This is a genomic window from Paenibacillus sp. Negev47 (assembly GCF_058313655.1).
On the sequence record NZ_CM177754.1, the window covers coordinates 3593489 to 3619967 of the forward strand.

The following is a 26479-nucleotide window of genomic DNA, read 5'->3' on the forward strand; positions in this document are numbered from 1 at the left end:
GAGTAGGGCTGATATTCGTTTTTACACCCCGATGTCTCCAATCATTTGTTTTTCTATTTGCTTCATTTCATAAAAATAGCCTTTTTGCTCCATCAGCTCGGAGAAGGAGCCCGATTCCACGATCTTTCCTTGGTCCATGACAACAATCCGGTCCATCTCTTCCAATCCCGTAAGCCGGTGACAGATCAGGAGAAGTGTATCTTCGGCCGCTTGTGCAAGAAGATGCTGGAGCACATGTTTCTCTGTGACGTAATCCAGCGAAGAAGTCGGTTCGTCCAGAAGCCATAACCGTCCTTTGCGCAGCATGGCCCGTGCGAGAGCCAGCCGCTGCTTCTCGCCATCCGACAGGTTCTCCCCTTTTTCATATACCATATCAGTCAATGATTTATTGGGCAGTTGTACTTTATCCAGCACAGCCGACAATTGTTCCTCCGAATGATCTTCTCCGTTCAGCAGCAGATTATCTCGGATGGTTCCCCGGAAGAAATGACTTTGTTGTAACACCACATTCGCGTTTTGCCAGATACTTTCTTCATGTAGTTCCTTCACCGGAACATCGTTTAAGCGTATATCACCAGACGTTGGTACACGCAACTTGAGTAGCAAATCGATTATCGTTGACTTCCCTGAACCGCTTGGCCCCACTATTGCTGTTTTGGTGCCTGCTGCAAGTTGCAGGGATAATTCCCTCAGCGCGGGTCTCCATTCCCCTTCATATTGAAAGCTAACACCGGATAGTTCAATCGAAACCGCCTGATCGGTAGACATTTCACCACTTGGCTGCACAGATTGTACATTGGAGGTCGGGACCGTTTCCGTCAGTCGCTTAGCTGCATGTTCGCTATCCTGTTTATAAAAAGGCAACGTAGCCATTGCCGCAGCTTCTTCGAACACGGTCTGCGTGGCCAGGATTAGCATGGCGAGGAATACACCGGCAAACGCTCCATTCACAATTAAAAAGGCGCTCAGTGCCAGCACACCCCATGTAACGAGATACGTCACAAAAACGTGCATGGATTGCCCGCGCAGCAAGTGCGAAGCGGCTTGCTTCTGTTCCGTTGCCAATGCAGCTGAAGCCTGCTGAAGCTGCTGCTCGCGCTGTTCCAATTGACCGTATACTTTCAAATCCCTGAAACCATACAACACTTCAGTTACTTCCGTGGACAGCATAGCCCGTTGCTGACGAACACGTCCATGTATTTTTCGCTGGCCGAGCAAGACAATTCCAGGTACACCAAATGCCGTGATCAGCATGCCTAATACTAGCAAGCACGCAATCCAGATCGAAAAGGCCGACGTGAACAGCATGGTAGCCAAAAACACCATAACGACAATGATCGGTGGGTATGCGACGCGCAAAAAGTAATTTTGTAAGCTTTCCACATCACCCACGATCCGCGCAAGCAGATCCCCGCTTCGGTTTTTGTTCAAGATACCCGGCGTTACCGGAATCAGTTTGGCAAAAAAGGATGTCCGCAAGCGGCTCAACATGGAGAACGTTGCCCTGTGGGAATACAATCGTTCTCCGTAACGGCTCGCCGCTCGAAGGAAACCCAGCAGTTTGACCATGGAAGTGAGTACAATTAAGGTGTACAGCGGTGGTGCAAATACCGTTTGCGATATCATGTACCCACTCGCGGAAAAGAGAGCTACACCTGCTATGCCGGCGATAAATCCGCCCAATATCGAAAGCAAAATATCTTTGCGCTCTTGAATCATCGCCTTTGACAGAATCGTCAGCTCATTCATGCTATTCCTCCTTTCCGTTGAACATCCACCATCTCCGCATACTGAGGCAGGCGCGCCAGAAGCGCTTCATGATCTCCCGAATCCACCAATACCCCATCCTCCATGAACAAAATGTTGTCCGCATGTTGAATTGTGTATAATCGGTGAGCGACCGTAATCATCGTCGCCGTTTTGCCCAATGCTGCAATGGATCGTTGCAGTACCCGCTCGGTGTGCAGATCCAGTCCAACGGTGGGTTCGTCGAACAAAATGACAGCTGGTCGCTTCAGAAAAGCACGTGCCAAAGCAAGTCTTTGCTTTTCCCCACCAGATAGCCCCCTGCCACCTTCACCAACAAACGTGTCTAATCCCTGCTGCAATTGAGCGACAACGCCAGCAAGTCCTGCTTCCTCTGCCGCCTGTTCAATTTCAGCTCTGGAGACATTCCGACCCGCGCCAATTGCAATATTTTCGGCAAATGTACCTGCAAAAATATATGGATGCTGTGTAATGTAGCTAACACGCTCGAACCATGCAGCCTCCTCGTATGGCGAAAGCTGGCTTCCATTAACCAGAACCGCTCCCGAATCAGGTTTCAGCAAACCGGCAATGAGATGAAGCAGCGTTGTTTTACCTGAACCACTTTTGCCTACAATAGCGATCTGTTCTCCCGGTCCAAGCGAGATCTGTCCTGTCTCAAGTCCAAAGGAATCAGGTGCGTACTGGAACCGGACATGATCCAGTTCAATGGTTGGTGGCATTGGAATCAACTCCGTACGAGGGGCATGTACCCCATCCTGCTGCACCTTCAGATCATTAGTATCACGGGTATGTGTAGCCTTGTCAGCCTTCTCATGTTCGGCTGGAATGCTTGTGACACTTGTGTCCGCAAGCATCTGTTCCACCTTGCGAATCGCCCCCATACTGGTACGACCGCTGTGAAAAGCCGTTCCCGTATTCTTCAACAGACTGTAGAACTCGGGAACAAGCAACAACACGAGAAAGGCCGTGTGGAAGGTCATCGATTTGAAAACAAGTAACTGGATGGCAAGTTCGAGCGCAACAATACCGATACTTAACATCACGATCGATTCCAGCATAAACGTATTTGTAAATGCAATCTTCAAAATGCCCATCGTGGCATCACGATAACCCAGGCTACTGCGTTCAATCTCCTGTTGCTGACGTTTAGACCATCCGAATATTTTTAACGTAACCAGCCCTTGAAGTGAATCCAAGAATGTACCGGAAAACTCGGCCAGTTGAGCATATTTTTCTTCTGATTTGTTCTTCGTCTGGAGTCCCACCAAAATCATGAACAGTGGGATAAACGGTGCCGTAAACAGCATAATGTATCCTGTGTTGGCGTGCTGCGTAAACGTAACAACCAGTATCAGTATCGGGATCATCGCGGCTTCCATCATTCGAGGCATATATTGACTGAAATAACTGTCAGCCTCATCTACAGCATCGAGAGCAATGCTGACCTTTCCTCCCGTCTGTCCACTCAGGGTTGAAGGCATGGAAGCGCGGGTTAGGTTCTGCAACACAGATGCTCGCATATTCGTCTTGGCCCGGGCGGCCATATGCAAGCCCACTTTCCCGTTACCATACGACAACAGTGCACGTACAGCCATGACAGCCAGCAATAGGCCCAGTAACAGAAACACGGATGAAAAGGAAGCTTTCTCTACAAAGATTCGCTGGACTGCTTCAGCCACCAATGTGGCCTGGCTTACAATAGCTACACCAAGGGCCAGCGAAATCATCGCAAGGAAAAGCCTGTTTTTTCGTTGTAAAGACATTTGCTGAGAGATCAGATTGGATTTAGCTTTCCTTTTCACAGAACGCTCCTCCTTTATTTTTTCCCTTTCACATAATCCGCATCAAACAGGAAAAGTTTGAAGACCAGAATAAGAGAAGGAATTAACAGGCACAGACCACCGATAAACACAACGACGAGTGCGAAGCCCATTGCAGGTGAGGTGGCGCTGCTCTGAATCGTGATGTATGGATCAAGAATGTAAGGATATTGCCCAATCCCGTAAGCGAAAAAGGCTGTGAAAAATTGCAGCATGATGCATATAAAAGCTAAACCGTAACGGCGTCCGTTATATAACAGCCACATGGCGATCATGAAAAACGCAACGGAAAGAGCCAGCAGCCACCATAAATCCATCATGTTTTGAAAATGACGCTCATTGTGTTGACCCAAATATATAAATGCAGTCAGCGCGAGAATAATGGTCGGTGTGCTCCAGAACAAAGCATAGTTCCGCATGAGCTTCAATGCCGAATGATCCTCTGCCCGAGAAGCGTAAAATGTTAGAAATGACCCGCTAATGAACAATACGGATACGATGGCCAGTCCAACGATGCTCCACGATAACGGATTGGTAAATAACGCCCAGTAATCCAGGGAAACGGTATCTCCCTGCTTCAAAATAAAGCCACCTTCAGACAATGTCAGTGCCACAGACAACGACGCTGGAATAAGCAACCCGGTAGCTCCGTATAAAAACAGATATACGATGTTATTTTTGGAACCATAGTTCTCAAAGGCGTAGAATGAACCACGAATAGCAAGTAAAATGACGGCAATACTTCCCGGTACAAGCAGCGCAGAGCCATAATAGTAAGCGGTATCCGGGAAAAACCCGACGATGCCAATATAGAAAAAGACAAAAAATACATTGGTGATCTCCCAAACCGGTGATAGATACCGGGAGATTAGACGATTAATCAGGTGATCCTGCTTCGTCAGGCGTGCATAAAAGGCGAAGAAACCTGCTCCAAAATCAATGGAAGCTACAATAAGATAGCCGTACAAGAACAGCCAGAGTACAGATATACCAATCAATTCATAACTCATCAGGCCTGATCCCCTTTCTTGGCTGATTGATCATGCTTCTCTTTCAACTATTTCTCCATCTCAAGGTCAGCAGGATTGTTATTGAACAAACGTCTCAATACGAGAACACAGATGACGCCGAGCACGATGTATAGAAGCAAGAAGACGAAAAATAAAATTCTTACACTCGGTGAAGAAGTAGCGGCCTCTTCCACTCGCATATAACCTCGGATGATCCATGGCTGCCGCCCGATCTCTGCATAGAACCAGCCCATCTCAACGGCCAGAAAAGCGAGCGGTGCACTGAGTGCAACCATACGAAGCATCCACTTGTTAAACTGATTACGTTTCTTCCAAAACACAAACAGGAAGTACAGACTTGATATAGCAAGCAGAGCGAATCCAATTCCAGCCATTAGATCAAACAAATAATGCACAAGTAAGGGCGGATGCTCATCTGGTGGAAATTCGTTCAGCCCGGTTACCTCGGCGTTAAAGTCTCCAAAGGCAAGGAAGCTGAGCACCTTCGGCAAATGAAGTGCGCCTATGATTTCATGTTCAGCATTCAGCCATCCCAATAAAATCAAATCCGCGCCGCTTTCTGTCTCGAAATGCCACTCGGCAGCTGCGAGTTTCTCTGGCTGGTGCTCAGCCAAAAACTTGGCAGATACATCTCCAGCTAAGGAATTTAATAAACTGAATACCAGAACAACCGCCATCATAAGGTTCAGGCCCTTCTTGTGGTAGGCCGACACCCCTTTTCTCAGCATCGCAAAGGCTGCTATTCCTGCTAACAGAGCAGCTCCTGTCAGATAAGCCGAGCTTAAGACATGGAATACTTTGGAGAAGGTCGCCGTATTCAGCATCGCTTGCACGGGATTCACTGCCATGAATTGGCCTGCTTCCATGACAAAGCCTTCAGGCTGGTTCATGAATCCGTTCACTGTAGTAATAAAAACAGCAGACATGCCTGCCCCGGCGACAATTGGAATGGTCAGCAACCAGTGGATATACGGATTTTTGAACCGATCCCACGTATACAGGTAAATGCCCAGGAAGATGGCTTCAAAAAAGAATGCGAATACTTCCATAAATAGTGGCAGTGCAATGACATTCCCGGCCAGCTTCATAAAATTCGGCCATACCAGGGCCAATTGCAGCGATATCGCTGTGCCTGTCACGACACCAACCGCGACAGAAATGACAAACCCTCGTGACCACCTCTTCGCCATAAGTATGTAATGGTGATCTTTCTTCCGAATACCGATGAACTCTGCAATCGCGATCATCAAAGGTACACCGACACCAAGTGTTGCAAAAATAACGTGGAACCCGAGCGTCAAACCAGTCACCAGCCTGCTCCATAACACCGTATCAATAGCCATTCGTTATACTGCCTCCCTTCAAACTCTGTTCAATTTTGAAACATTCAATATCAGCTTCGGCCAAGCTCAATGCAGAGTTGCGAAAAATTTCACAAAGTTAGGTATGACGATATCTTGCCACACCTTTAATGCGTTTACTCCTGTTGGTCTCCCGATTATAGCAAGAGTTGGATGCCTATTAAAATCTGATATTGATGCACTCAAAGTACTAATCAAGCCTATTAATCAAAATTATTATATCTTTATTTTTTGCTAATTCAATCCATGACACGTGTTCTACCCTAAACGTTCAAGAAAGGATCAACTCTTTCTGACAACTTGGTGAAAAACAAAAAATACACCCAATGGAGCTATTGATTCATTAGGTGTAAACGTGCTATTGCACTTCACTTTTCCCCTTCGCATCCTTCAGTTTAAACTGTTTAAGCGTTGGTAGAAGTCTTCAGAGAAAATTACAAAAACATTTCTTTCGAATAGACCAGTATGTCTACCTTGTTATCTCCTAAGCTTTCCTTTAACCCTTCATTAAACTGATCTCTGCTCTGGGGCGTTCGATCTTTGAAGGTTGCTTGTGTAACCCTGTTTGTCCAGCATTACAGCAGTTTTCTGTATATTTTTATGTCTACTCCGGACTCCGTTGGATAACCTTCTCCAACAAGTGTCTCACTGTTCAAAAAGGATAAGGCTTTGCTGTCCGTAATCATTTTCGGGGAAGTGCGAAATAATGCCGTTTTGAGATTTTTATCAATATTTCCGTTATTTTCGATATAAATTTTGCAGGAATGCCCTGTGTTGTCGGTTCCTTGGAGCATGTATCTTGCCGATAGAGTATGCGGGTCCCCATTCTTCCCGATGATCTGAGTATCCACTCCTCCATCTAGCACGATTCCTTCAAAGTACTTTCCGGTTACGCTGCCTGAAAAAGTAATCATCACCACCGAATGTTCTTCGCTATTCTGTAATTCAAATGTGTTCTCGATATCTACATGTACCGTGAACAATTCTTCTAAATTCACCCTTTCCCACCTCCATATGAAGTCAATTATAACTCCATTCATTAGACTGCTTCACTAAAAAAAAGATTTACAGATCTCCTTGGAACCCATTAAAATGGTTTACATGACGTAAAGGTTAACACGATGTAAATGAAGGGGATTATGACGTACTATGAGTACATTACCAAAATCAGTTCGCTTTCCACTGTTCATTCTGATGTTAAATCTGTTTATCGCTTTATTGGGGCAAGGGATGCTCATCCCCATATTGCCGGAGTATTTGAAGCTTTTTCATGCGGGAGGCACAGCAGCAGGATTTTTAGTTGCAGCCTTCGGTGCCGCTCAATTCTTCTTTTCACCTCTGGGAGGACAACTGTCTGATCGATTTGGACGCAAAAAGTTGATCATGGCCGGAATGTTTCTGTCTGTCATTTCAGATATCATATTTGCGCTGTCGACGTCATTGCCATTCCTCTATGTCGCACGGTTTATCGGTGGAATCAGTCTCGGTTTAATGGTTCCTGCAAACCTCGCATATGTCGCGGATATTACAACGCCAGAGACACGTGCGAAAGGCATGGGCTATTTCGGCGCAGCTATGAACTTGGGGATGGTTCTCGGACCTGGTCTGGGCGGTCTCATTGCCGAGATGGGCATTCGCATGCCCTATTTCTTCGCAGCGGGTCTGGGATTGATTGCGGCACTAATGACGCTGCTATTGCCTGAGACACTTCCCCCCGAGAAAAGAACTGTCTCCATCCGTCTTCAAAAAGGAGATCACTTGGGCAAGAAGATCTGGAGTTCTTTTAAAGTCCCCTATTTCAAATACTTGATTGTGTTGCTCGTCATGACCTTTGGCCTCATGAGTTATGAGACGGTATTCGCTCTTTTTGCAGAGCAAAAATACGGATTCAACGCTGCGACGATCTCCATCATTATTACCTTGGGTGCGATTATCGGTATCGTTGTGCAAATCTGGCTTTTGGATTGGTTCGTACAGAGAATCGGTGAAGTTAAGCTGATCCGTCTCTCCTTAATAATCACACCTATAGCTTTATTGTTAATGTTAATTAAGGTCAACCTTGTGTATCTGTTGTTCGCTTCTGCGTTATTCTTTGCCTTTAATTCGTTTTTGCGGCCTTCGGTCAGCACGTTAATATCCAAGAATGCAGGAGATCGGCAAGGTTATGTATCGGGTCTGAACACCACATTCTCAAGTCTGGGAACGGTGATTGGTCCGCTGATCGCAGGGTTATTGTTTGACAAAAACATAAACTTCCCGTATATTTTTGGTGCAATTATGCTGCTCGCTTCTCTCGGACTGACCTTGAACGCATTTCGTTCGAAGAAAGGACAATTGTATACAAGTGAATGAAAACTGGCATCAACAATTGAGAAATAAACATCGTGATGATTTGATTGAAGCAGGTAAGGAACTTTTTTTGAAATATGGATTGCTCCAGGTGAAGATTAAGGATGTGTGCACTAAAGCTGAACTTAGCAGAGTGACCTTCTACAAACATTTTCAGTCTATGGATGAGCTTCTTCTAGCCATACAGATGCAACTGATTGAACATTTAGCAGATGAGGTTAGTCGTACATCAACGAAGGACATGAACGGGCGAGAACAACTCACGGTCATGTTGAATGCATGGGTTGTGTTTGCCCAGGATCATCCAGACTACATCCGATTTATTCAATTATTTGATATCAACTATGAGATGTATGATTTTAGTCCTGAATTAAGAGAACAGTACGAACGATTCAACCAGCAAGGGAAAGAAGACCATTTTCTCTTGCATGCTTTAACTACAGGCGTTGCTGACGGCAGTATCAAGAATCCGTCCCCTCCACTCGAGCTTGCTCAATTCATCTTCACAACAATGATGGGTATGCTACAGAGGATCGTTAAGATCGATCCGTCGAAATCCAATGCAATGGATACGCGGATCAGGGAGCAGTTTGTGAAGATGCTGCTTCATTTTGTCTGTAGCGAGGAAATATCCGAGTGAGGTTAGCATCTATGTACATGGATCGATGAAATCTCAAAATTTAAATAAAAAAACGGATCCCGTATACTGGAATCCGTTTTTTTGTCTTCATTTATTTATCATTTAATCCGTTTGTACGGGTAACTTTCCTTCAGGCCTCAGTAGTCCAAGCAATACTTTGATCCCGGCAGACGTATTCGGCTCCTGCTTTCCATACACAGCAATCCCTGAGCGCACGTCCTGCAAATAGATCGTTTCGTAAGGATTACCGAGTGACAACAACGTGTATCGCTGATTACTCTTGTTCATCACATTAATCAAAGTTTGATAATCGCTCCGTCCAAACTGGCTCGCCACATTACGAAATTGGTAAGAAGCAAGAATGACGTAATTGGCTTTGCCAATCGCCTGAAGCGATTCATCTATTTTGCCTTGTCCAATAAGCGAAATTTCTGTCTTTAACGACAGGTTATTAGCGGCTTGCAACAGCTGCTTCTCAAGCTGTTTTGCCTGTTCCTGCTCGGCTGCGACAATAACAACCCGGTCGCCTTGCTTAATTTGATCAGGAAGCACACCTTCGCGGCTACTAAGTACAGTGACCGCTCGCTCTGCGATTGTCTGCTCCACTACTCGATGCTCCTTCGATCCGATGATTCCATTGAGCTGAGCTAGTTTGTGTGAAAGCGACTCGCTACGTTCAAACAAACCATATTTCGCTTTCATCTCCAAGATTCGCTTCACGGATGCATGTATGGTTTCATCCGCGATAATTCCATTGTTCACCGCGTTCACCAGCGTTTGATGGGCGGCTGCTGAATCTTTCGGCATAAGAATGATATCAACACCTGCGGAAACGGCGCGTTCTACCGATTTATTCTCTCCAAAATGCTCCGCAATTGCATTCATGGTAAAAGCATCCGAAATGATAAGACCTTCATATCCCAGCTCTCCGCGAAGCAGTCCGGTCAGTACCTTTTTCGATAAGGTGGCCGGGATCGGCACACGTTCTCCGTCTTTGAGCGAAGTGACATACTCGTTATCTATCGCTGGAAAAGCAATATGCGCGGTCATAATCATCTCTACCCCGTTTTCAATCGCAGCCCGAAATGGTTTCAATTCTACCGCATCAAGCCGCTCACGATTATGAGTTAGTACCGGCATTCCAAGATGGGAGTCTACCTTCGTATCTCCGTGCCCCGGAAAATGCTTAACTGCCGCCATCACCCCGGATTGCTGTAGGCCCTGTATTGTTGCGATACCAAGCCGGGACACCAAATCTGCATTTGAGCCAAATGATCGGATGCCAATGATGGGATTGTCTGGATTGCTATTGATGTCAAGCACTGGAGCAAAGTTGATCTGCAGCCCCAGTGCCTTCAGCTCCTCCCCTGTCAGCTGCCCGGCCGCTTCGGCCAGTGTATTGTCTCCGGTTGCGCCAAGTGCCATTTGACCCGGCAGATTCGTCCCGCCTGGAATGCGCTTAATCACGCCTCCTTCTTGGTCGATGCTAAGAAATAGAGGAATGTCGCCGGCTTCCCTTTGCAGATGGTGTGTGAACGTTGTAAGCTGCTTCACGTCTACAATATTTTTATCGAAAAGAATGAGTCCGCCCAAGTCTTGATCATGGATAGTGCGTTTCAATCCATCATTAACGGTCGTCGTCGCTTTACCGTTCCATTGCCTAATATCAGGCATAAGCATCTGGCCGACTTGCTCGCTTACCGTCATATAGGATATCAGTTTGTCCCAATCTTGTGTCCTAATGGCGGCTTCTCGTTCGAAGCGAATCACACGCGCCATAAATACGGCATATTCAGCGCGCGTGACAGATTGATTTGGACGAAAAGTGGCATCCGAATAACTGCCGACCAAACCATTGGAACTCATGATAAGAATGGGTGCTGCTGCCCAATGCATGTCCGTATCTGTCCATCTTGCGGGTTCATTACCTTCCGCGAGTGAATATGCGCGTGTAAGGAACGCCGCAGTCTCTGCGCGGCTAAGCGGCACATCCGGTCGGAAGGTCCCGTTAGGGAAACCACTCGCAAGTCCATTTTTAGCTGCTATTGCGATCTCTCGATGGAAAGGGTGTGTAGTTGGGACATCCGCATATATCGTGCCTTCTACTTCTTTTTGAAGCTGATCTGGATATAGCTCCCGAACCATAAAAGTAACGGCTTGTGCCCTCGTCACCTGTGCCTCAGGCTTGAATATTCCATTTCCATATCCCGCTACTGTTCCACGCTTCGCCATGTACTCAATGCCATCCTCAGCCCATTTGGAGTGCTGCAGATCGACAAAACGTTCTTCCGCAGCTGCACTCGCCGCCCCTATAAGCATGGAGCCGAGAACACCACCTATAATTGTCATCCATTTTACATGCATCTATTTCACTCCTGTTGCTATTCTATGGATGAATAGACGCTACTTCGATATCGTTTGTTGCGCTTTTTTACAGTATTAATATATAAATGAGAAGCATCTCTGCCAGTGTACTGTAATCTCATGAGCATCTAAATGAACAAAATTAACTTGAATTATCACAATCCCATCCCAACATTAGAGTTGTTCCAATCGTAAATTCCGAAACTGACAGTACAATAAAAAAAGCCGCTATAATAGCGACTCTGTATCGTTCATTCCATTTAGTTAACGTGAAACTTGGCTAAAGTTATAGAATATTTCGCTCCATTTGTTGCATTAATTGCCTCAATATCAGCCGATCTTCCGAAGAAATGGATTGAAGTAATTTCTCTTGTTGCTCTCTCCATTTACACTCAACCGGTTTTTCTAATTCTTTGCCCTTATCGGTTAGAAAGATACGCATGATCCTTGCATCCTGTGCATCACGTTTACGATATATAAATCCGTTCTGCTCCAGTGATTTGACCATGTTCGTAACCGTTGGTGGTTCGCATTTCATATGTTCACTTAGTTGCATCTGTGTTACCCCATCACCCAACCACAGCCGATACAACAAATTATCTTGTCCTACATAGAGATTAAGTTCCCGAAGAGATTCACTATAATTTCGACGCATTTGGGAGGAAATTCGATCTAAGGACTGTCGAATATCACAATCTACTGCATCTGTCATGAACGATCCCTCCCTTGCATCCGAATTATATTTAGCAGACTAAATGTATCATGGGGATATATAGGTGTCAATTCACCTTTGGTAACAATGAAACCAAGAGTCTTGGAAGAATGAAATTAATGGCCTTTTGCTGCTTGGCTCGCCATATCGTTAAGTTGCGTTACAAAAGCTCCTTCGTTCGGGCCTTGATTATCACGAATCATCTTCGCTTGTTCAACTATAACCTCTTCAGCATCCGTACCGAGTAATCTTATTGTTTCTTTAACGAATGCTTCAAGTGGCATCGCATGTGGATCGTCACTAAGATCTGCCATGAGTTCTGTTTGAACCCCAGGTGGTATGATTTCTAATACTTTTACTGTCGTATCCTTAAACAAATAACGTTGTGATAAGGTATAGGAATGTAGTGCTGCTTTGGTAGCGGAATACACCGCAGTCGCTGCGTACGGAACAAACCCGACCGCAGAAGTCGTATTAATGATTACAGCTTCTTCTTTAGTCTTCAAATGTTCGATTAATGAAGATGTCATTCGAATTGGTCCAAGCAAGTTAGTTGAGACCGTAGAAATTAGCACCTCTTCGTTAATCACACCCGCAGCCTCATCGAAAAGCATGATGCCGGCATTATTAAATAAGACATTCAAATCAGGGAAGTCCTTAATAAGTTGCTCAGCGGTTACCTCAATACTGGAAAGATCCTGTATGTCCAGTTCAACTGCAGACATTCCGGGATTAGCACCAAGTACTTCCTCCAGACGCTCTTTTCTCCTACCCGAGACGATTACTTTGTTTCCAAGCTTGTGTAAAGCTTCTGCCAATGCACGCCCAATTCCTGAGCCGCCACCTGTAATGAAGATCGTGTTTCCTGTAAGTTTCATTATAAAATCCCTCCAATATTTAGTATTCTTAATCACTTTGAAGTTTTATTATTTACACTGTTAGATGAAATCAGTACTTACTATTAACCTTGCACTTTAAATTTTTTGAATAGACTAACCACCTTCTTAGTTTTATACTAATACAACAATAGTTGCTTTAGTAGTTCAATTGTATCCGGAACATTATTGATGAACAACCAACAATGCGAGCCTTTTGTTGGTTTAAAGAAGGGAGATAGATTCATGGGACTTAAAGTAAGAAATATTCGTACAACTCGAACAAGAGAATCCATTTTTGAGTCACTTTTTGAACTGATGGAAGAAAAAGATTTTGATAAAATAACAATACAAAATTTAACGGATCGAGCCCAAATCAATAGGGCAACATTCTATGCTCATTTCCAAGATATATATGAATTGTTGGATGAGATTATAAAAAAATCAGCAGAAGAACTTATTCAACAACATACTAATGGTGTGTGTGCATTTACCAAAGACAATATGATGCACTTGGTATTCGCAGCATTTGAGTATCATCAACAAGTCAAAAAGAAATGTCGACGGAACTATAATAAAATTATTCCTCTTCTCTCTTCAAAATTAGTCATTGCACTAAAGCATTATTTGGATCTTTGTATGCAGGACATAAACTCTGATGAACGTACTTTGTACGCACAAATCTATGCTAACATGATTAATGAAGCAGTTACTCTGCATACTGCTGAACAAACTAAACTAACAGAACGAAGTATAGCAGAGCATATTGTGCGAATGATGCACCAAAACTAAACGAAAAAGGAGCAACATTAGTAACAGCAGCTACTAATGTTGTTCTCTGTTGTTCTCACTATATCTCATAGTTTTGAAGAGGCATGATTTATCATACTTGATAAGTTACAGTCGTCAGTTTACCTATTATGGACAACTCTAAAGTTCAGGAAGTTTGGATTTATCGTAAAGCTTATTTTTTGGCAAAACCTTGCTTGTTCAAATAGGCCATCATTTGCGGCTGAATACTTCTCTCGAGGTGATCCTGGATATGGTCACTCCATCCTTTTACTTTTTTTACGGTGAAAGGAGCTCTCATTGGACGATTTTCATAATACTTCAGCATGGTCTCATCATAGATTGCTAATTTCTCCTGATCCAATGGTTGGTATTGATTATCAAGTAATACCATCAATTGAGGGAGCCGAGGTTTCAGTTCCGGCTTATCTCCAGCTGGATTACCGATACATAATCCCACCAGAGGGATAACATATTTAGGTAAATTCAATACGTCAGATAGTTCGCTAATATTGGCTCTGACCCCACCAATGAACACCCCGCCAAGTCCCATCGATTCGGCCGCGGTTAACGCATTTTGTGCCATCAGGCCCGCATCGAATGAACCAATCAACAGAAATTCAATATATTCAATATCCACATCCGGAGCGATTTCATGATTTCGGTTGAAGTCTGCACAGAAGATCCAGAATTCTGCCGCTTCTTCAATATAGGGTTGATCGACACAGAGATGTCTGACTTTTCTTCGAAGAACTGGATCTGTGATGCGAATAATGGATACAGCCTGCAGAAGACTGAACGATGAAGTTTGATTCGCTGCCTGAAAGATTGCATCTCGTTGTTCCGGAGTCAGAGGTTGAGATGTGTAAGAACGATACGATGTATGGTTATGAAGCAATTCGAGTGTGTTATTCATAAAAGCCCTCTCCTCTATCTATCTGGTTATTTCATTTCTCGCATTCCATACTCATAAGGAACACCCATATTCTCGCGTAGTGTTTTTCCTTCATATTCCTTATGGAACAAACCGCGCTCCTGCAAAATGGGGACAACCATATTGACAAAATCGGCAACTCCGTCAAAAGATATATCCGGTACCACTGAGAATCCATCACATGCACCTGCCAAAAACCATTCTTCCAAGAAATCAGCAACTTGTACGGGGGTACCCGCAACCACTGGGTGATAGTTAATAACGCCATGGGCCAGAACCTCACGAATCGTTAATCCTTCTAAAAGTAACTTCAAAGCCCTTGCGGAACGGGGGTCCATTGGGTTGGCATATGCATTTCTCAACAAGTTGGGTGCTAATGGTTTATCAATATCTACCGAGTTTACCGAGAGCGGTATACCGATCATGGAACCAAGGTAACTTACCCGATTGGGTATCTCCTCAGGATTAAAACTCATGAGCTGTTTTCGACGTTCCAACGCTTCTTCTTCCGTAGCAGCCAGAGAAAACATAAAACCTGCAAACATTTTGATATCATCTGGGTTTCGACCGAAACGAATAGCACTTTGTTGAATGGCTTGTCTGTGCTCACGAGCGGACTCTATGTCATATGGATTAGCATATACACCTGAAGCGTATTTACCCGCCAACTCAAGTCCCTCACTTCCTCCTCCAGCTTGGAAAATAACCGGCTGTCCTTGCTCGGATGGAGGAATCGGCAGAGGACCACGAGATGCGTAATATTGACCTTGAAGGTTAATAGGTCGGATTTTGTTCATATCCGCAAATTCCCCTCCCTCCACATCTAACGTCCAAGCATCTGATTCCCAACTTCCCCATAAGGACTGAACAATCTGAATGCTTTCATGTGCTCTGTCGTAGCGTTCCTGGCGACTTGCCACCCGTGCCCCAAAGTTTGCCGCTGCTACAGGATCGGATGTGGTAACCGCATTCCATCCCACACGTCCATGACTGATTACATCCAGTGCTTTGAACTGACGTGCAATGTTGTAGGGATAATTAAATGTCGTAGATAGCGTAGCAACTAGTCCAATGTGCGTGGTCTCTCTAGCTACTGCCATCAGTGCCAGCATCGGATCCATAGGGAACATAGGTGTCTGAGGACCTAAGTTAACGGTTAGTGCTGGTGTATCAGCGATGAAAATCATATGAAATTTCCCTTTTTCGGCCAATTTGGCTCGTTCCACATAACTATCCGTGTTCGTATAAGCACCGGGATCTGTCCCCGGCATTCTCCACGCACTGAATTCTGCTCCATATCCCGAAACCATCTGTAGTGCCAGTTGCATCTCACTTCTTTTACTCATAACGTTTTTCTCCTTGAAGATTATAGATATTGACGTTCACCGCTCTGTGCTGATTTTTCGACAGCATCAAGTAACTGATGAAGTTTTACCGCATCCGCGAAATTAGGTGTCAAGGATGTCCCCTCTTGGATATCTTGGGCGAACTTACGATAAGCTTGAGCTATATTTAGAACAAATCCGGAGTCGGTTTTAAGTGAATCAGGAACATCGTAATAGGAATCGGGAATACTTAGTTCACGAAGTTCGTTGTCCATTGTTCCTGCACCGCGTAATTGGTGTGATCCGAATTGAATGGATGCAGGTGCACTCAGCACGATCGTTCCTTTGTCTCCGAAAATTTCTAGCGTTAGTCCTGTCTGATGTTTAACTCCACCTTGAATATGAACGCTGGCTGCTGCCCCATTAGTCAATTTTCCTGTAATCATGATTTGATCATCCGTCGTCTTCTTGATGACTTTCTGAATATCTACCAATTCAACTTCTGGAAACTGTTGAGCTGTGGTGGCAGACAATTCTGTAAAGTCCCCAAGCATGTAAGTGAAGGCATCCAGATTATGTCCCCCTACAATGGTCAGCAAATTCCCTCCAACTTTCCGGTCAAACAAGTACGCAGTCGACTTGTCACCAACGCCACCCATGCCATCTATAGAGATCTTCAGGTTGGCAGACAACACATTCCCAACATAGCCCTCTGCCAACAAATCTTTCACATACTGAATTGCTGGTGCTTGTCTGGCCTGAAGTCCAATCGCATTTGGCAATTGGGCAGAGGATACCCATTCCTGCATTTCAAGCGCTTCCTCTGTATTAGAACCCAGGGGCCATTCACAATAGATTGGTTTGCCAGCGGGAGCGATGGCTTTGACTGCATTATAATGCTCCCTAACGTTAATGCTAACAACCACCATATCAACATCGGTATGATGAGCCAATTCCTCGATGCTATCAAATCCGTGATCTGCGCGGAAAGTTTCTGCGCTCTTCTTTGCACTTGCCATATTACTTGTTCCCACTGCGGTAAGCTCATACTCATCCAGGTGCTCAATAGCTGGAATATGTGTGCCACTTGCCCATCCGTTATTAATTGAAGCTCCTACGATTCCTGTACGAATTTTTTTACGCATTATTATACATCTCCCTTGTTATAATTTGCGGTATGATCAAATATCAGTTTGTCTTCAACCATGTATATCTAAACAACGCCACCCCTATTTCCTTCTACTTTCTGTATGCCCTTATCAGTCACTCCTTTCTATGATATATTTATTTAGCTTGCTAACTATAGAATCAAGATATTATTATTATTCTTTCACATTCTAGGTAAACTAAAATTGTTTTGGTGTTGACACCATCATAGGTGTATTCGTTTTGTTTGCAAAGAGGGCAATTTAAATGAACATAGTACATCTTTTTGTACCTTTGGATCAGGAGTGATAACAATGAGAGTATGCAACGAAGGATTTGATCAAGAGTTTATAGATGGAAAAAGTGACATGTACGCCATAGCTTTTACTCAGAATGTCCTTTCCGGGCGTTGGAAATATTTTATTTTATGGTATCTAAAAGACGAAACACGTCGATATACGGATATCAAAAAGTTCCTTGGAAATCTGTCTCAAGGCTCTCTCACGAAGCAGCTTAAAGAGTTGGAGAATGATGGCGTTATTCAACGTGATGTATATCCGGAAGTTCCTCCACGGGTCGAGTATTCATTAACAGTCAAGGGAATAAAGTTACTTCCGATCCTTGAAAAGATGGCGGACTTCGGTAACGAATACGGTGAGACAACGGAAGCTTAGAATACAACGTCAACATCCGCCGTATTCAATAATATTGGTTTTAATTCTTTTGGCGCATTGATCACATCCATGGTTAGCTGCAATTTATTGAATAAAATCCAAAAAAGCCGCTAATATAGCGGCTCTCGGCGCTTCGTATATCCTACCTCTATTGAATGGAGTTCATAAATAGCTGACTAACTTGACTATCAATATCTTTCCAATTGGGTTTTATTTTCATGAAAAAAACGGTCACCATAGTGACCGTTTTTGATCGGTTAACTGCAACTGCATCTAAGTTTACTCTTTTACCCCACCAAGCTGCAAGCCATGAACAAAATACTTCTGCAAGAATGGATAGACGACCAGGATCGGCAATGCCGCTACAATCGTAATGGCTGCCCGGATAGATACCGGAGTGACCATGTTACGTGCAGCACCAAGATCTGCACCATTGGCAACCGCAGCGCTGCTGTTAGAGTTCATGGAAGAAGACAGCAGTTTCATCAACTCATATTGCAGGGTACTCAGGTTTTGCTTGGAAGAGGCGTACAGAAACGTATCGAACCAGGAATTCCATTGACCGACTGCAATGAACAGAGCAACGGTAGCCAGAACCGGTTGGCACAGCGGTAGAATGATCGATATGAATGTTCTGAAATCTCCAGCACCATCGATTTTGGCCGATTCGATCAATCCTTCGGGGAGTGTCTGGATATAAGTTCGAATAACAATCATATTGAAGGCACTGATCAGTCCAGGAATAATATACACCAGGAAATTATTTAACAAGTGTAAGTCTTTCATCAAGAAGTAGGTTGGAATAAGTCCTGCACTGAAATACATCGTAAGTACGACAAAAATGGTGATTGGTTTACGTAATATATAATCTTTTCGACTTAATGTGTACGCTAACATGGAGGTCAGAAACAGACTTAATACTGTTCCCAAAACCGTTCTCGCCACCGAGATACCAAAGGCGCTGAAGATAGTCCCTCCTGCAAATACAGCCCTGTAGTTTTGATCTGTCCATACCCGAGGCCACAGATAAATCCCGCCCCGGATGGTGTCATTACCGGCATTGAACGATACGGCGAGTGTATTCACAAACGGATACAGGGTAACAATCGCGATCGCGATCATCAGCACACCGTTTAACGTATGGAAGACAATCGGCTCAAGCCGAGATTTATTGATTCCCATCTCTAGTCCCCCCTTATATTAATCGGTCTTCCCCGAGTCGTTTGGATATAGAATTCGCCGCAAAGATCAGCGTAATACTAACTACCGTCTTGAAGATACCTGCTGCGGTAGCCAAAGAGTAGTTCCCGATCTGTAGTCCGTATTTCAGGACAAATATATCTATCGTCTGTGACCAGTCCACAACCACACCGTTACCCAACAAATACTGAACTTCGAATCCAGCTTCCAAGATCCAGCCCATATTCATGATCAGCAAAATGATAACAATGGATTTGATGCCCGGTAAGGTCACATACAGCATTTTCTTATATCGGTTTGCACCATCGATCTCTGCCGCTTCATAGAGCGAAGGATCGATAGAAGTGATGGCCGCCAAATAGATAATGGCATTCCAGCCTACTTCTTTCCACACATGAGATGCACCTACAATGCCCCAGAAGTATTCGGGAACACTGAGCCACATGATAGGTTCTTGAATGATATTCAACTTCATGAGTACCACATTGACGATCCCGCCGTCCACAGACAGTGAACTTGCCACGATGCCTGTCACGATGATCCATGAGAGAAAGTGAGGCAAATACGATATGGTTTGGATGGTTCGCTTATATAACTTATGTTTGATCTCGTTAAGTAAAATGGCAAATATAATCGCTGTCGCAAATCCGAGCACCATATTGATTACGCTCATCGCAATGGTATTACGAAGCACATTTAGAAATGCATCGTCTGTCAGCAAAAACTTGAAGTGTTTGAGCCCGACCCATTCCTGCTGGGAGAAACTCTTGGCAGGACTATAATTCTGAAAAGCCATAACCCAACCCCAAATGGGGTAATACGAGAATACGAGAATGTACGCAACGATGGGCAATGACATGAACATCAGTTGTCTTTGTCCGCGTAACCGTTTTAATATGGGTGTTTTGGCAACGGCTGTGCGAGTAGATTGCTCCGGTATGGCTCCAGGCGTGTTCGCCATGTTTCACTCCTCCTATTGGCTTGCAACGACATTATGCATGATTGTCCCGGAAGGCACTCTCGGAGTAAGCCTCTGGTTGGTACCTTCCGAGGGAATCATTGCCGCATTTTTTTATTTAACAGACCAGTTTTCAATTCTCCATTTCAGTTGTTCATTAATCCGGTCTTCATAGGATTTAACATTGATTTTCTTGTAAGCGTCTACATATTCGTTCCAAATGTTATCAAACTCATCCGGTTTCGACATGATCGCCTTAGGCAAGAATTTCAATGAAGTGTCTGTCATTTGCTTGTTCGCTACCGCAGCATCAGAGCCTTCTTTTAGATCGACCTGCCATGCTGGATAGTACACTGGATTCTCTGGTGCAGGGGAGAAGAAGTCACTCCACGTTTTGAAGCCATAAGCATCCAGAAGTTCTTTATCTTCCGGTTTGAGGTTGTCATAGAATTCCTCAGGTTGGTTGATCGCTCCAATCGCATTGCCATCTTCAAATGTTCCTTCGAGCTTTGGTGCCGCAGCGTAGAAACCTTCTGCTTTGTTGACCAATCTCCATGCCGGATCATCCTGCTCTTTCCGTTGCTCTGGCGTACGGTAGAATCTTCCCTCTTCATTCACCTGATAGTCTACACCCTCTTCACCCCATGAAAGGAGCTTCTGGTACTTCTCATCCATAAGCTTATCGAGGAATTTGATGAGTGCGACAGGATCTTCGGCATCTTTACTGATCCCAAAACCATTGTTCAAGTTGATGACCGGACGATCCAGGTAATGATCTTTAATACTTGTATCATAGACTAGCGGGAAGCCTACGTAGGTCTGGCCAATCTTGCCCTGTGCTACGAGTGGGTCTTCTCCGGCTTGGAAATTCCAGTGCTGGTCGAACATGCCAAGCACTCGACCCGAAGAAATTTTGGCCAAATATTGATCGTAGTTCTGAACAAAGGCTTCTTTATCAAGCAATCCATCATTGTACATTTTGTTCAGTTCCTTATAATACCGTTTGGAGATGTCTTTGTCGGCAAAAACACTTGCTACGCCGTTCTCATCTACAACCACACCACCATCATTGGGATGACCCGTAAGATGCTCTGGTGGATTAAGCAATGGGAACGTCCGCCAGTCAGAAGCCAGTGTAGTAAAGCCAATGGTCGGTTGACCATCAATAGTCGGATTCTTGGCTGCGTAATCACGGATCAACTGAGTGAATTCATCCAACGTTTTAGGAGTCGGGTACCCGGCATCCTTCAGTATGGATTTTTGAATCCAGAAGGCAGGGCCAGAGTAATAGTTACTAATGAACTCCCCTGTATACACACCATAGTTAGGTAACCAGTAGATATGTCCGTCACTGGAGTCTTTCATTCGATTCCAGTCTTTACCGAAATGCTTCTTCAGATTGGGTGCGTGCTCCTCGATTAGGTCTTCCAGCGGAATAACCGCGCCAGCTGAGACCAATTTGGTATCCGCTGTGATCAGGTCAGGGAAATCGCCACCAGCAATCATAACGCCCAACTTCTGTTGAAGATCACCTACCAGAAATTCCATCTCAAGATTGACACCAAGTTCATCCTGGATTTTCTTGTAGATTCGGTTATCTTTAGCTGGCGCCTGATTTGGCGTTCCGATAAAGGCCGAGATGTTCAGTACCTCTTTACCATCCGGTGTAGTCGCTTTCTCATTGTCACCGCTGCATCCTGCCAGTGCCAAACTTAAAGCCAGAACGAGTGATACGGAACCCCAAAGCTTCTTTTTCTTAAGTCCCCCCATGTACTTGCCCTCCTTGGAAGTGGTATGTCTTACTATTTTTAGTATGAATAAATGTATGCGGTTACAAAATACACGAATTTAAGGTCCACCCCCCTGTAATTTTAGGTATTGTTCAGAAGGGTTCTTTTCTAACATGCCTCAATTCGTATACTTCAGCCGGTATTCTACAGGTTTCATGGCTGTTCTTTTTTCGAAATGTCTAAGAAAGTGCTGGTAACTGCGATACCCTACCTGTTCTGCAATCGCACTTGATGTCTGGTTCGTCTCCCGGAGCATGCGCTTCGCTTCTTCCATTCGCAGATCATGTACCACCTCTATTACACCCTTGCCGTACTTGCGCAAGAATGATTGACCCAGATGAACCGGGTTCATATAGAATCGTTCTGCGAGCTCCTGGATCGTGAATGTCTCCTTATAGTGATTCTGCACGTATTCAGCTACTGAGGCCTGAGTTCCTCCTATTTGTCTCTCCCGGAGAGTAGCCAGTTCCGATTTGCATTGCAAACAGAAATGTTCCAGATTGCAAGCAACCTCTTCTATATTTCGTTGACTCTTCTCCAAAATAACGCTCGCTGACTCGCTCATCAGAGCATTAGGAATCCCCCCCAATTCTTTACATAAGGACAGTCCCCGAAACATAATGTGTGTAGAGAAAATATGTATAATCTCTGGCGCGGCCTTCATCTGTATAAACATATCAAAGGCATTCTTGATGGAACACGAAAGTTCATCGATAGAACCGTTCTCTAGCAAATCGGTAATGCGGTCAACGTCGGACAGCGTTTCCGGATCGAACTGCCATTTCTCCAGATCGAGATCATCAGCAAACAATAGACGGTCCCGATTAAAAAACAAATAACGTCCAACCTCCAAAGCGGAGCGGTATGAATCAGACAACTTCTCTAGATTGCTGACCGTTGAACCGACTGCGATTCTTATCTCATCACAGCCGTTATTTTGCAGTTTATTCATTAAGAGTTGGGCGAAAACTTTAATTCCTGCCAACGACTCCGTGTTGCTTGACGCATCCTCGCCCCATACAAGTCCGAATGAGTCTCTTGTTCTTTCTATTACATAACAACAGGTTGTTTCATTCGCCATCTGTTCGACGCCTGAACAGGCCTGCTGAACATCTCCCTGAAAAGTAATTCGAAGGTATGCCCATTGAGACTTATCTACACGAGAGCAGAGCTCTAAGAGCTCTTGCCCTAAGGAATCCTGTTTACCCTCGACCAGTGCCAATAGCAAAGCTTTGCTCCTCTGCTCGTTGGCAAGTTCCCGAACACGCTCCTGCTTTTCACGTTCCTGCAAATGTAAACTAAGGCGTTCCAACATCTCCTCCGCTTCGGCACTGTCCACCGGCTTGGTTAAATAATTGGAGACACCTAATCGGATCGCTTGTCTGGCATAATTAAAGTCACTGTATCCACTGGTAATGACAAACAGCATGGATTCATGCTGCAAACGTCGTGCTTCTTCGACGAGTTCCAGACCATTCATGACTGGCATGCGGATGTCAGTAACCACGAGATCTGGCTGATCTTGTTGCATCATCCGAATGGCTTCTTCCCCGTTGGAACAGACGCCTTGGATCTCAAAGCCGTGCTTTTCCCAGTTAATCAGAAGTTGTAGACCTTCAATGGCATAAGGTTCATCATCCACTAACAGTACTTTATACATGAGAGACTACCTCCTATTTCTCTGTTCAAGCCTGGAAAGGGGTATGCGGTATCCCGCTGTGGTCTCCTTGCCCGGTACACTGCTAAGACTGAAGATCGCATTCCCTTCATAGAAGAGCTCCAATCTTCGATATACATTGCGGAGTCCTACGTGCTCCCCGTTCCTTGGTCTTTCAGAACGAATATCGATCAGAAGTTTGGCAAGTCTACCCGCATCCATACCAATTCCATTATCGATTACCTGAATATCCAGCTCACCAGCGCTTTGTTTCGCGATCACTTTGATCTGTCTTCCATCTTTCCGAGCCTGCAACCCGTGTTTGCATGCATTCTCGACGAGCGGCTGAATACTCATTCGAGGTATGAGTAACAACGCTGCATCAGGGTCAACATCGAAGGTGTAATCAAAAAGTTCTCCAAAGCGAAACTTCTCAATCTGGAGGTAAAGGTTCGTGAATTGAAGCTCTTCTTGCAACGGAATCAGATTGTCAGAATGACTGAGCAACTGTCTCATCAGCAAGGATAGACTTTTAATAATCTCAATCACTTCCGAATATCCGTTCTTCGTACTAACGACCAGCAGGGCATTCAATGTGTTAAACAAGAAATGAGGATTCATCTGACTTTGAAGCATGGACAATTCGGTCCTCACCTGATCCAGTTCCAAATCCTTTTGTCGTATCTCCAGTTTATACACGTCATTAATCAGGGTATGAATTTTACCGATCATGATGTTAAATGTACGAATAAGCCCGCCAATCTCGTCTCGGCCTTCCTGAATCTCAATCAGGTCGAATCGCTCATTGCGAACCTTCTCCATATGTCTGGAGAGCTTGCGGATCCGGTAGTGATAGGATCGTAAAATAATGTAGATCAACACAGATGGGACGATAATACTTATTGCGAGTAGCCCCAGAATTGAATTACGGGCTTCTTGCAGCAATTGGTCAAGATGACGAGTATCGGCAACGCCAATCAATTTCCAGCCCTTCAGGTAGGCAAGATTGCCCAACGACTTTTCTAGAGTGTAAGCAGTATTATCGCTTTCCTTGGATACCCCATTGTCATCAGGTTGGGACAAATCGGTTTCGCCAAACTCCCCGCTTGAAACGACTGTTCGATTGTTGCTATCCACCAGACGTAACTGAAGACTGTCTGATTCACGATTTAAAATGCTATACACCCTGCTCACTTCCAGATCAATCTTGGAATACTTTTCGTAATTGGCATAGGAGGTGTAAGTATCCATTTTGCCAATCACACTGATCCTTCTTCCTGCGTTAAATCCGGATGGTTCAACATAATCCACCACCAGAATACCGCCGCTAGTCGATTTCAGCTGTTTCAATCCAGGAAGTACATTCTTGTCTTTCATGACGATATAATGACTGCCCGTCTGAATGGTATCGTTGTCGGTATAGATCCGCACTTCTAGAATATTGGCCGACATATAACGTGTTAATTTATCTCGCAGAAAAGCATGATACTCGTTGTAATAATCTACGGGTGAACGATAGGTCCGATCCAGTGCCTCATAGAGTGAATCGTCTGCTGCAATAATACGACTTAGAGCAACGCTCTCATCAATCATACCCAGCAGTTCCCCCGCCGCCCTGTCGATGGATTTGCGCAGATTTTCCTGTTCTCGAATCTTGATATCGGCGGAGGTTCGCTGATAAAAGAAGATGTTAATGGTTATTACGGGAAGGAGTATGCTAAGTACATAAATGAGCAGAAATTTGGATCGGAGAGGAATATCATTAACCTTACGGAACATCCATAATTTATGCCGCATATGATCACCCTTGGTTTTTGTTTTTATAGACGGATGGTAACTCCCCTGTATGCGCTCTGAATTTTTGGGTGAAATATTCAGCATCATGATAGCCCAGCTTGAATGCAATATCAGTGATCTTCATGTTGGTACGTCTCAGTAGTTTACGGGCCTCTTCAACCCGCAGCTGATGCACGTAGTCACTGAAACTGACTCCCATCTCCCGCTTGAATTGCTGGCCCAGATAGGCAGAATTAACGTGAATACGATTAGCCACATCTTGCAATTTAACTTTAGTTCGGTAGTTTTGTTTCAGTTCATGAACTGCTTCCTCAACAATACCCCCTGCACCCAATTTCTTCAGATCTGACTGGGACAATTGCTCGGACATCCGAACACACAACTCTTGTAATGTGCCGGAAGACCAACTCGCAGTCTCGTGCCATTCTTTCTCACATAGTATTTCTCTGCAATCCTCCCTTTTGCCATACTTTCGGAGTAACTCGCCATGGATGTATCGAATGACATGGTGTATCCATTCCAACGAAACCTCTTTTTTCTTACTCATCTGAAGTAATTCACTCACTGCGGTATCCATACCACAAGTGTCTCCTGCTTCAATCATTGCCAGGATGTCTTTTGAGACCTTCATCAATTGCTCCAAGTCGTAAGCTTCGGTTATTCGTTGATCACGAAGAGGCTCTTTATACGCTTCATCTGTGAACAAAGCGCTATCCCGCTGTTTTAGCTCATCTCTGCGTTTATCCAGAGGTTCTATCATTTCCATCAGGATTTGATGGATTTCCTCGGGAACAAGAGGTTTAAGCACATACTGATCGACCTGATACCGAATGGCTTGCTTGGCGTAATTAAAATCGGAGTATCCTGTAACGATAACAATTTTCGATGTATAGGCGAGATCCTCTCGCAAGGTATGAATCAACCCCAGACCATCCATGACGGGCATTTGAATATCAGTGACGACAAGATCCGGTTCAACAGAATTGAATAAAGCAAGTGCTTCCTCTCCATCTGTTGCTGTTCCACAGAGTTCATATCCACAAGCTCGCCAGTCTATCATCGTTCTCCATCCTTCTAGCATAAACGGCTCATCATCCGCGACAATAACCTTGTACATTAGCTCACCTGCCATTCCTTCGTGATCAGCTATATGAAACTTGTCACTTGTCTACATCTACTTGTAGATTCCAGTTGTTCTCGAACACGCTAAACAGCAGAACAACAATCGGATCGTTGTCTGCCTTCACCATCCAAGTGTAACGCTTACAAATGAGTACAACAACCTGA

Annotated in this window: 21 protein-coding genes; 4 read left to right on the forward strand and 17 right to left on the reverse strand. The window is 44.5% G+C overall.

Features of this window, described 5'->3' with window-relative positions:
- Window positions 1-21: 21 nt before the first annotated feature.
- The 5 genes from cydC to AC4G47_RS16100 all read right to left on the reverse strand — a co-directional run bounded on the left by cydC (window position 22) and on the right by AC4G47_RS16100 (window position 6980).
- Complete coding sequence (gene cydC, locus AC4G47_RS16080; protein ID WP_491101793.1) at window positions 22-1749, reverse strand: thiol reductant ABC exporter subunit CydC; 1728 nt, start codon at window positions 1747-1749, stop codon at window positions 22-24.
- A complete protein-coding gene (cydD, locus tag AC4G47_RS16085; RefSeq protein WP_491106725.1) occupies window positions 1746-3533 on the reverse strand; it encodes a thiol reductant ABC exporter subunit CydD in 1788 nt (595 codons plus the stop codon). The genes cydC and cydD overlap by 4 nt, the downstream gene beginning before the upstream one ends.
- Before the next feature lie 53 nt (window positions 3534-3586).
- Window positions 3587-4600 (reverse strand): cytochrome d ubiquinol oxidase subunit II, encoded by a 1014-nt coding sequence (locus AC4G47_RS16090; RefSeq protein ID WP_336757827.1) that lies wholly within the window; start codon window positions 4598-4600, stop codon window positions 3587-3589.
- A 47-nt stretch (window positions 4601-4647) separates the two neighbouring features.
- Window positions 4648-5964, reverse strand: a complete 1317-nt coding sequence (locus tag AC4G47_RS16095) for a cytochrome ubiquinol oxidase subunit I (RefSeq protein ID WP_491101794.1) — start codon at window positions 5962-5964, stop codon at window positions 4648-4650.
- A gap of 593 nt (window positions 5965-6557) precedes the next feature.
- Window positions 6558-6980, reverse strand: coding sequence for a DUF3237 domain-containing protein (locus AC4G47_RS16100; RefSeq protein WP_491101795.1), 423 nt, complete (start codon window positions 6978-6980; stop codon window positions 6558-6560).
- A gap of 151 nt (window positions 6981-7131) precedes the next feature.
- Here AC4G47_RS16100 and AC4G47_RS16105 point away from each other — a divergent pair, with 151 nt between their 5' ends.
- The gene (locus AC4G47_RS16105) at window positions 7132-8334 is read left to right on the forward strand and encodes an MFS transporter (RefSeq protein ID WP_491101796.1); all 1203 of its coding nucleotides are present in this window, start codon (window positions 7132-7134) and stop codon (window positions 8332-8334) included.
- Window positions 8327-8971 carry a TetR/AcrR family transcriptional regulator gene (locus AC4G47_RS16110; protein WP_491101797.1) on the forward strand — a complete coding sequence of 215 codons (645 nt, stop codon included), beginning with the start codon at window positions 8327-8329 and terminating at the stop codon, window positions 8969-8971. The genes AC4G47_RS16105 and AC4G47_RS16110 overlap by 8 nt, the downstream gene beginning before the upstream one ends.
- Window positions 8972-9073: 102 nt before the next feature.
- Here AC4G47_RS16110 and AC4G47_RS16115 read toward each other — a convergent pair whose 3' ends face one another.
- The 3 genes from AC4G47_RS16115 to AC4G47_RS16125 all read right to left on the reverse strand — a co-directional run bounded on the left by AC4G47_RS16115 (window position 9074) and on the right by AC4G47_RS16125 (window position 12925).
- Window positions 9074-11335 (reverse strand): glycoside hydrolase family 3 N-terminal domain-containing protein, encoded by a 2262-nt coding sequence (locus tag AC4G47_RS16115; protein ID WP_491101798.1) that lies wholly within the window; start codon window positions 11333-11335, stop codon window positions 9074-9076.
- A 286-nt stretch (window positions 11336-11621) separates the two neighbouring features.
- Window positions 11622-12047 (reverse strand): MarR family winged helix-turn-helix transcriptional regulator, encoded by a 426-nt coding sequence (locus AC4G47_RS16120; RefSeq protein WP_491101799.1) that lies wholly within the window; start codon window positions 12045-12047, stop codon window positions 11622-11624.
- Between the two features lie 116 nt (window positions 12048-12163).
- Window positions 12164-12925, reverse strand: a complete 762-nt coding sequence (locus AC4G47_RS16125; RefSeq protein ID WP_491101800.1) for an SDR family oxidoreductase — start codon at window positions 12923-12925, stop codon at window positions 12164-12166.
- A gap of 243 nt (window positions 12926-13168) precedes the next feature.
- Here AC4G47_RS16125 and AC4G47_RS16130 point away from each other — a divergent pair, with 243 nt between their 5' ends.
- Window positions 13169-13714 (forward strand): TetR/AcrR family transcriptional regulator, encoded by a 546-nt coding sequence (locus AC4G47_RS16130; RefSeq protein ID WP_491101801.1) that lies wholly within the window; start codon window positions 13169-13171, stop codon window positions 13712-13714.
- Between the two features lie 172 nt (window positions 13715-13886).
- Here AC4G47_RS16130 and nfsA read toward each other — a convergent pair whose 3' ends face one another.
- The 3 genes from nfsA to AC4G47_RS16145 are packed head-to-tail and all read right to left on the reverse strand — an operon-like array spanning window position 13887 to window position 17115.
- Window positions 13887-14627 (reverse strand): oxygen-insensitive NADPH nitroreductase, encoded by a 741-nt coding sequence (gene nfsA / locus AC4G47_RS16135; RefSeq protein ID WP_491101802.1) that lies wholly within the window; start codon window positions 14625-14627, stop codon window positions 13887-13889.
- A gap of 26 nt (window positions 14628-14653) precedes the next feature.
- Entirely contained in the window at window positions 14654-15991 is a 1338-nt protein-coding gene (locus tag AC4G47_RS16140) for an NtaA/DmoA family FMN-dependent monooxygenase (protein WP_491101803.1), read from the reverse strand.
- Window positions 15992-16011: 20 nt separating this feature from the next.
- Window positions 16012-17115 (reverse strand): Gfo/Idh/MocA family protein, encoded by a 1104-nt coding sequence (locus tag AC4G47_RS16145; RefSeq protein ID WP_491101804.1) that lies wholly within the window; start codon window positions 17113-17115, stop codon window positions 16012-16014.
- A gap of 315 nt (window positions 17116-17430) precedes the next feature.
- Here AC4G47_RS16145 and AC4G47_RS16150 point away from each other — a divergent pair, with 315 nt between their 5' ends.
- Window positions 17431-17790: a winged helix-turn-helix transcriptional regulator gene (locus AC4G47_RS16150; protein WP_491101805.1), complete on the forward strand. Its 360-nt coding sequence runs from the start codon at window positions 17431-17433 to the stop codon at window positions 17788-17790.
- A gap of 279 nt (window positions 17791-18069) precedes the next feature.
- Here AC4G47_RS16150 and AC4G47_RS16155 read toward each other — a convergent pair whose 3' ends face one another.
- From AC4G47_RS16155 to AC4G47_RS16180, 6 genes are all read right to left on the reverse strand, one after another.
- The gene (locus AC4G47_RS16155; RefSeq protein ID WP_336760215.1) at window positions 18070-18972 is read right to left on the reverse strand and encodes a carbohydrate ABC transporter permease; all 903 of its coding nucleotides are present in this window, start codon (window positions 18970-18972) and stop codon (window positions 18070-18072) included.
- A gap of 13 nt (window positions 18973-18985) precedes the next feature.
- Window positions 18986-19951 carry an ABC transporter permease gene (locus AC4G47_RS16160; RefSeq protein ID WP_145325969.1) on the reverse strand — a complete coding sequence of 322 codons (966 nt, stop codon included), beginning with the start codon at window positions 19949-19951 and terminating at the stop codon, window positions 18986-18988.
- Window positions 19952-20062: 111 nt separating this feature from the next.
- Window positions 20063-21718 carry an ABC transporter substrate-binding protein gene (locus tag AC4G47_RS16165; protein ID WP_491101806.1) on the reverse strand — a complete coding sequence of 552 codons (1656 nt, stop codon included), beginning with the start codon at window positions 21716-21718 and terminating at the stop codon, window positions 20063-20065.
- A gap of 138 nt (window positions 21719-21856) precedes the next feature.
- Window positions 21857-23398 carry a response regulator gene (locus AC4G47_RS16170; RefSeq protein ID WP_491101807.1) on the reverse strand — a complete coding sequence of 514 codons (1542 nt, stop codon included), beginning with the start codon at window positions 23396-23398 and terminating at the stop codon, window positions 21857-21859.
- A gap of 6 nt (window positions 23399-23404) precedes the next feature.
- Window positions 23405-25192, reverse strand: coding sequence for a sensor histidine kinase (locus AC4G47_RS16175; RefSeq protein ID WP_491101808.1), 1788 nt, complete (start codon window positions 25190-25192; stop codon window positions 23405-23407).
- Window positions 25193-25196: 4 nt separating this feature from the next.
- Complete coding sequence (locus AC4G47_RS16180) at window positions 25197-26309, reverse strand: response regulator transcription factor (RefSeq protein WP_491101809.1); 1113 nt, start codon at window positions 26307-26309, stop codon at window positions 25197-25199.
- Window positions 26310-26479 lie beyond the last annotated feature (170 nt).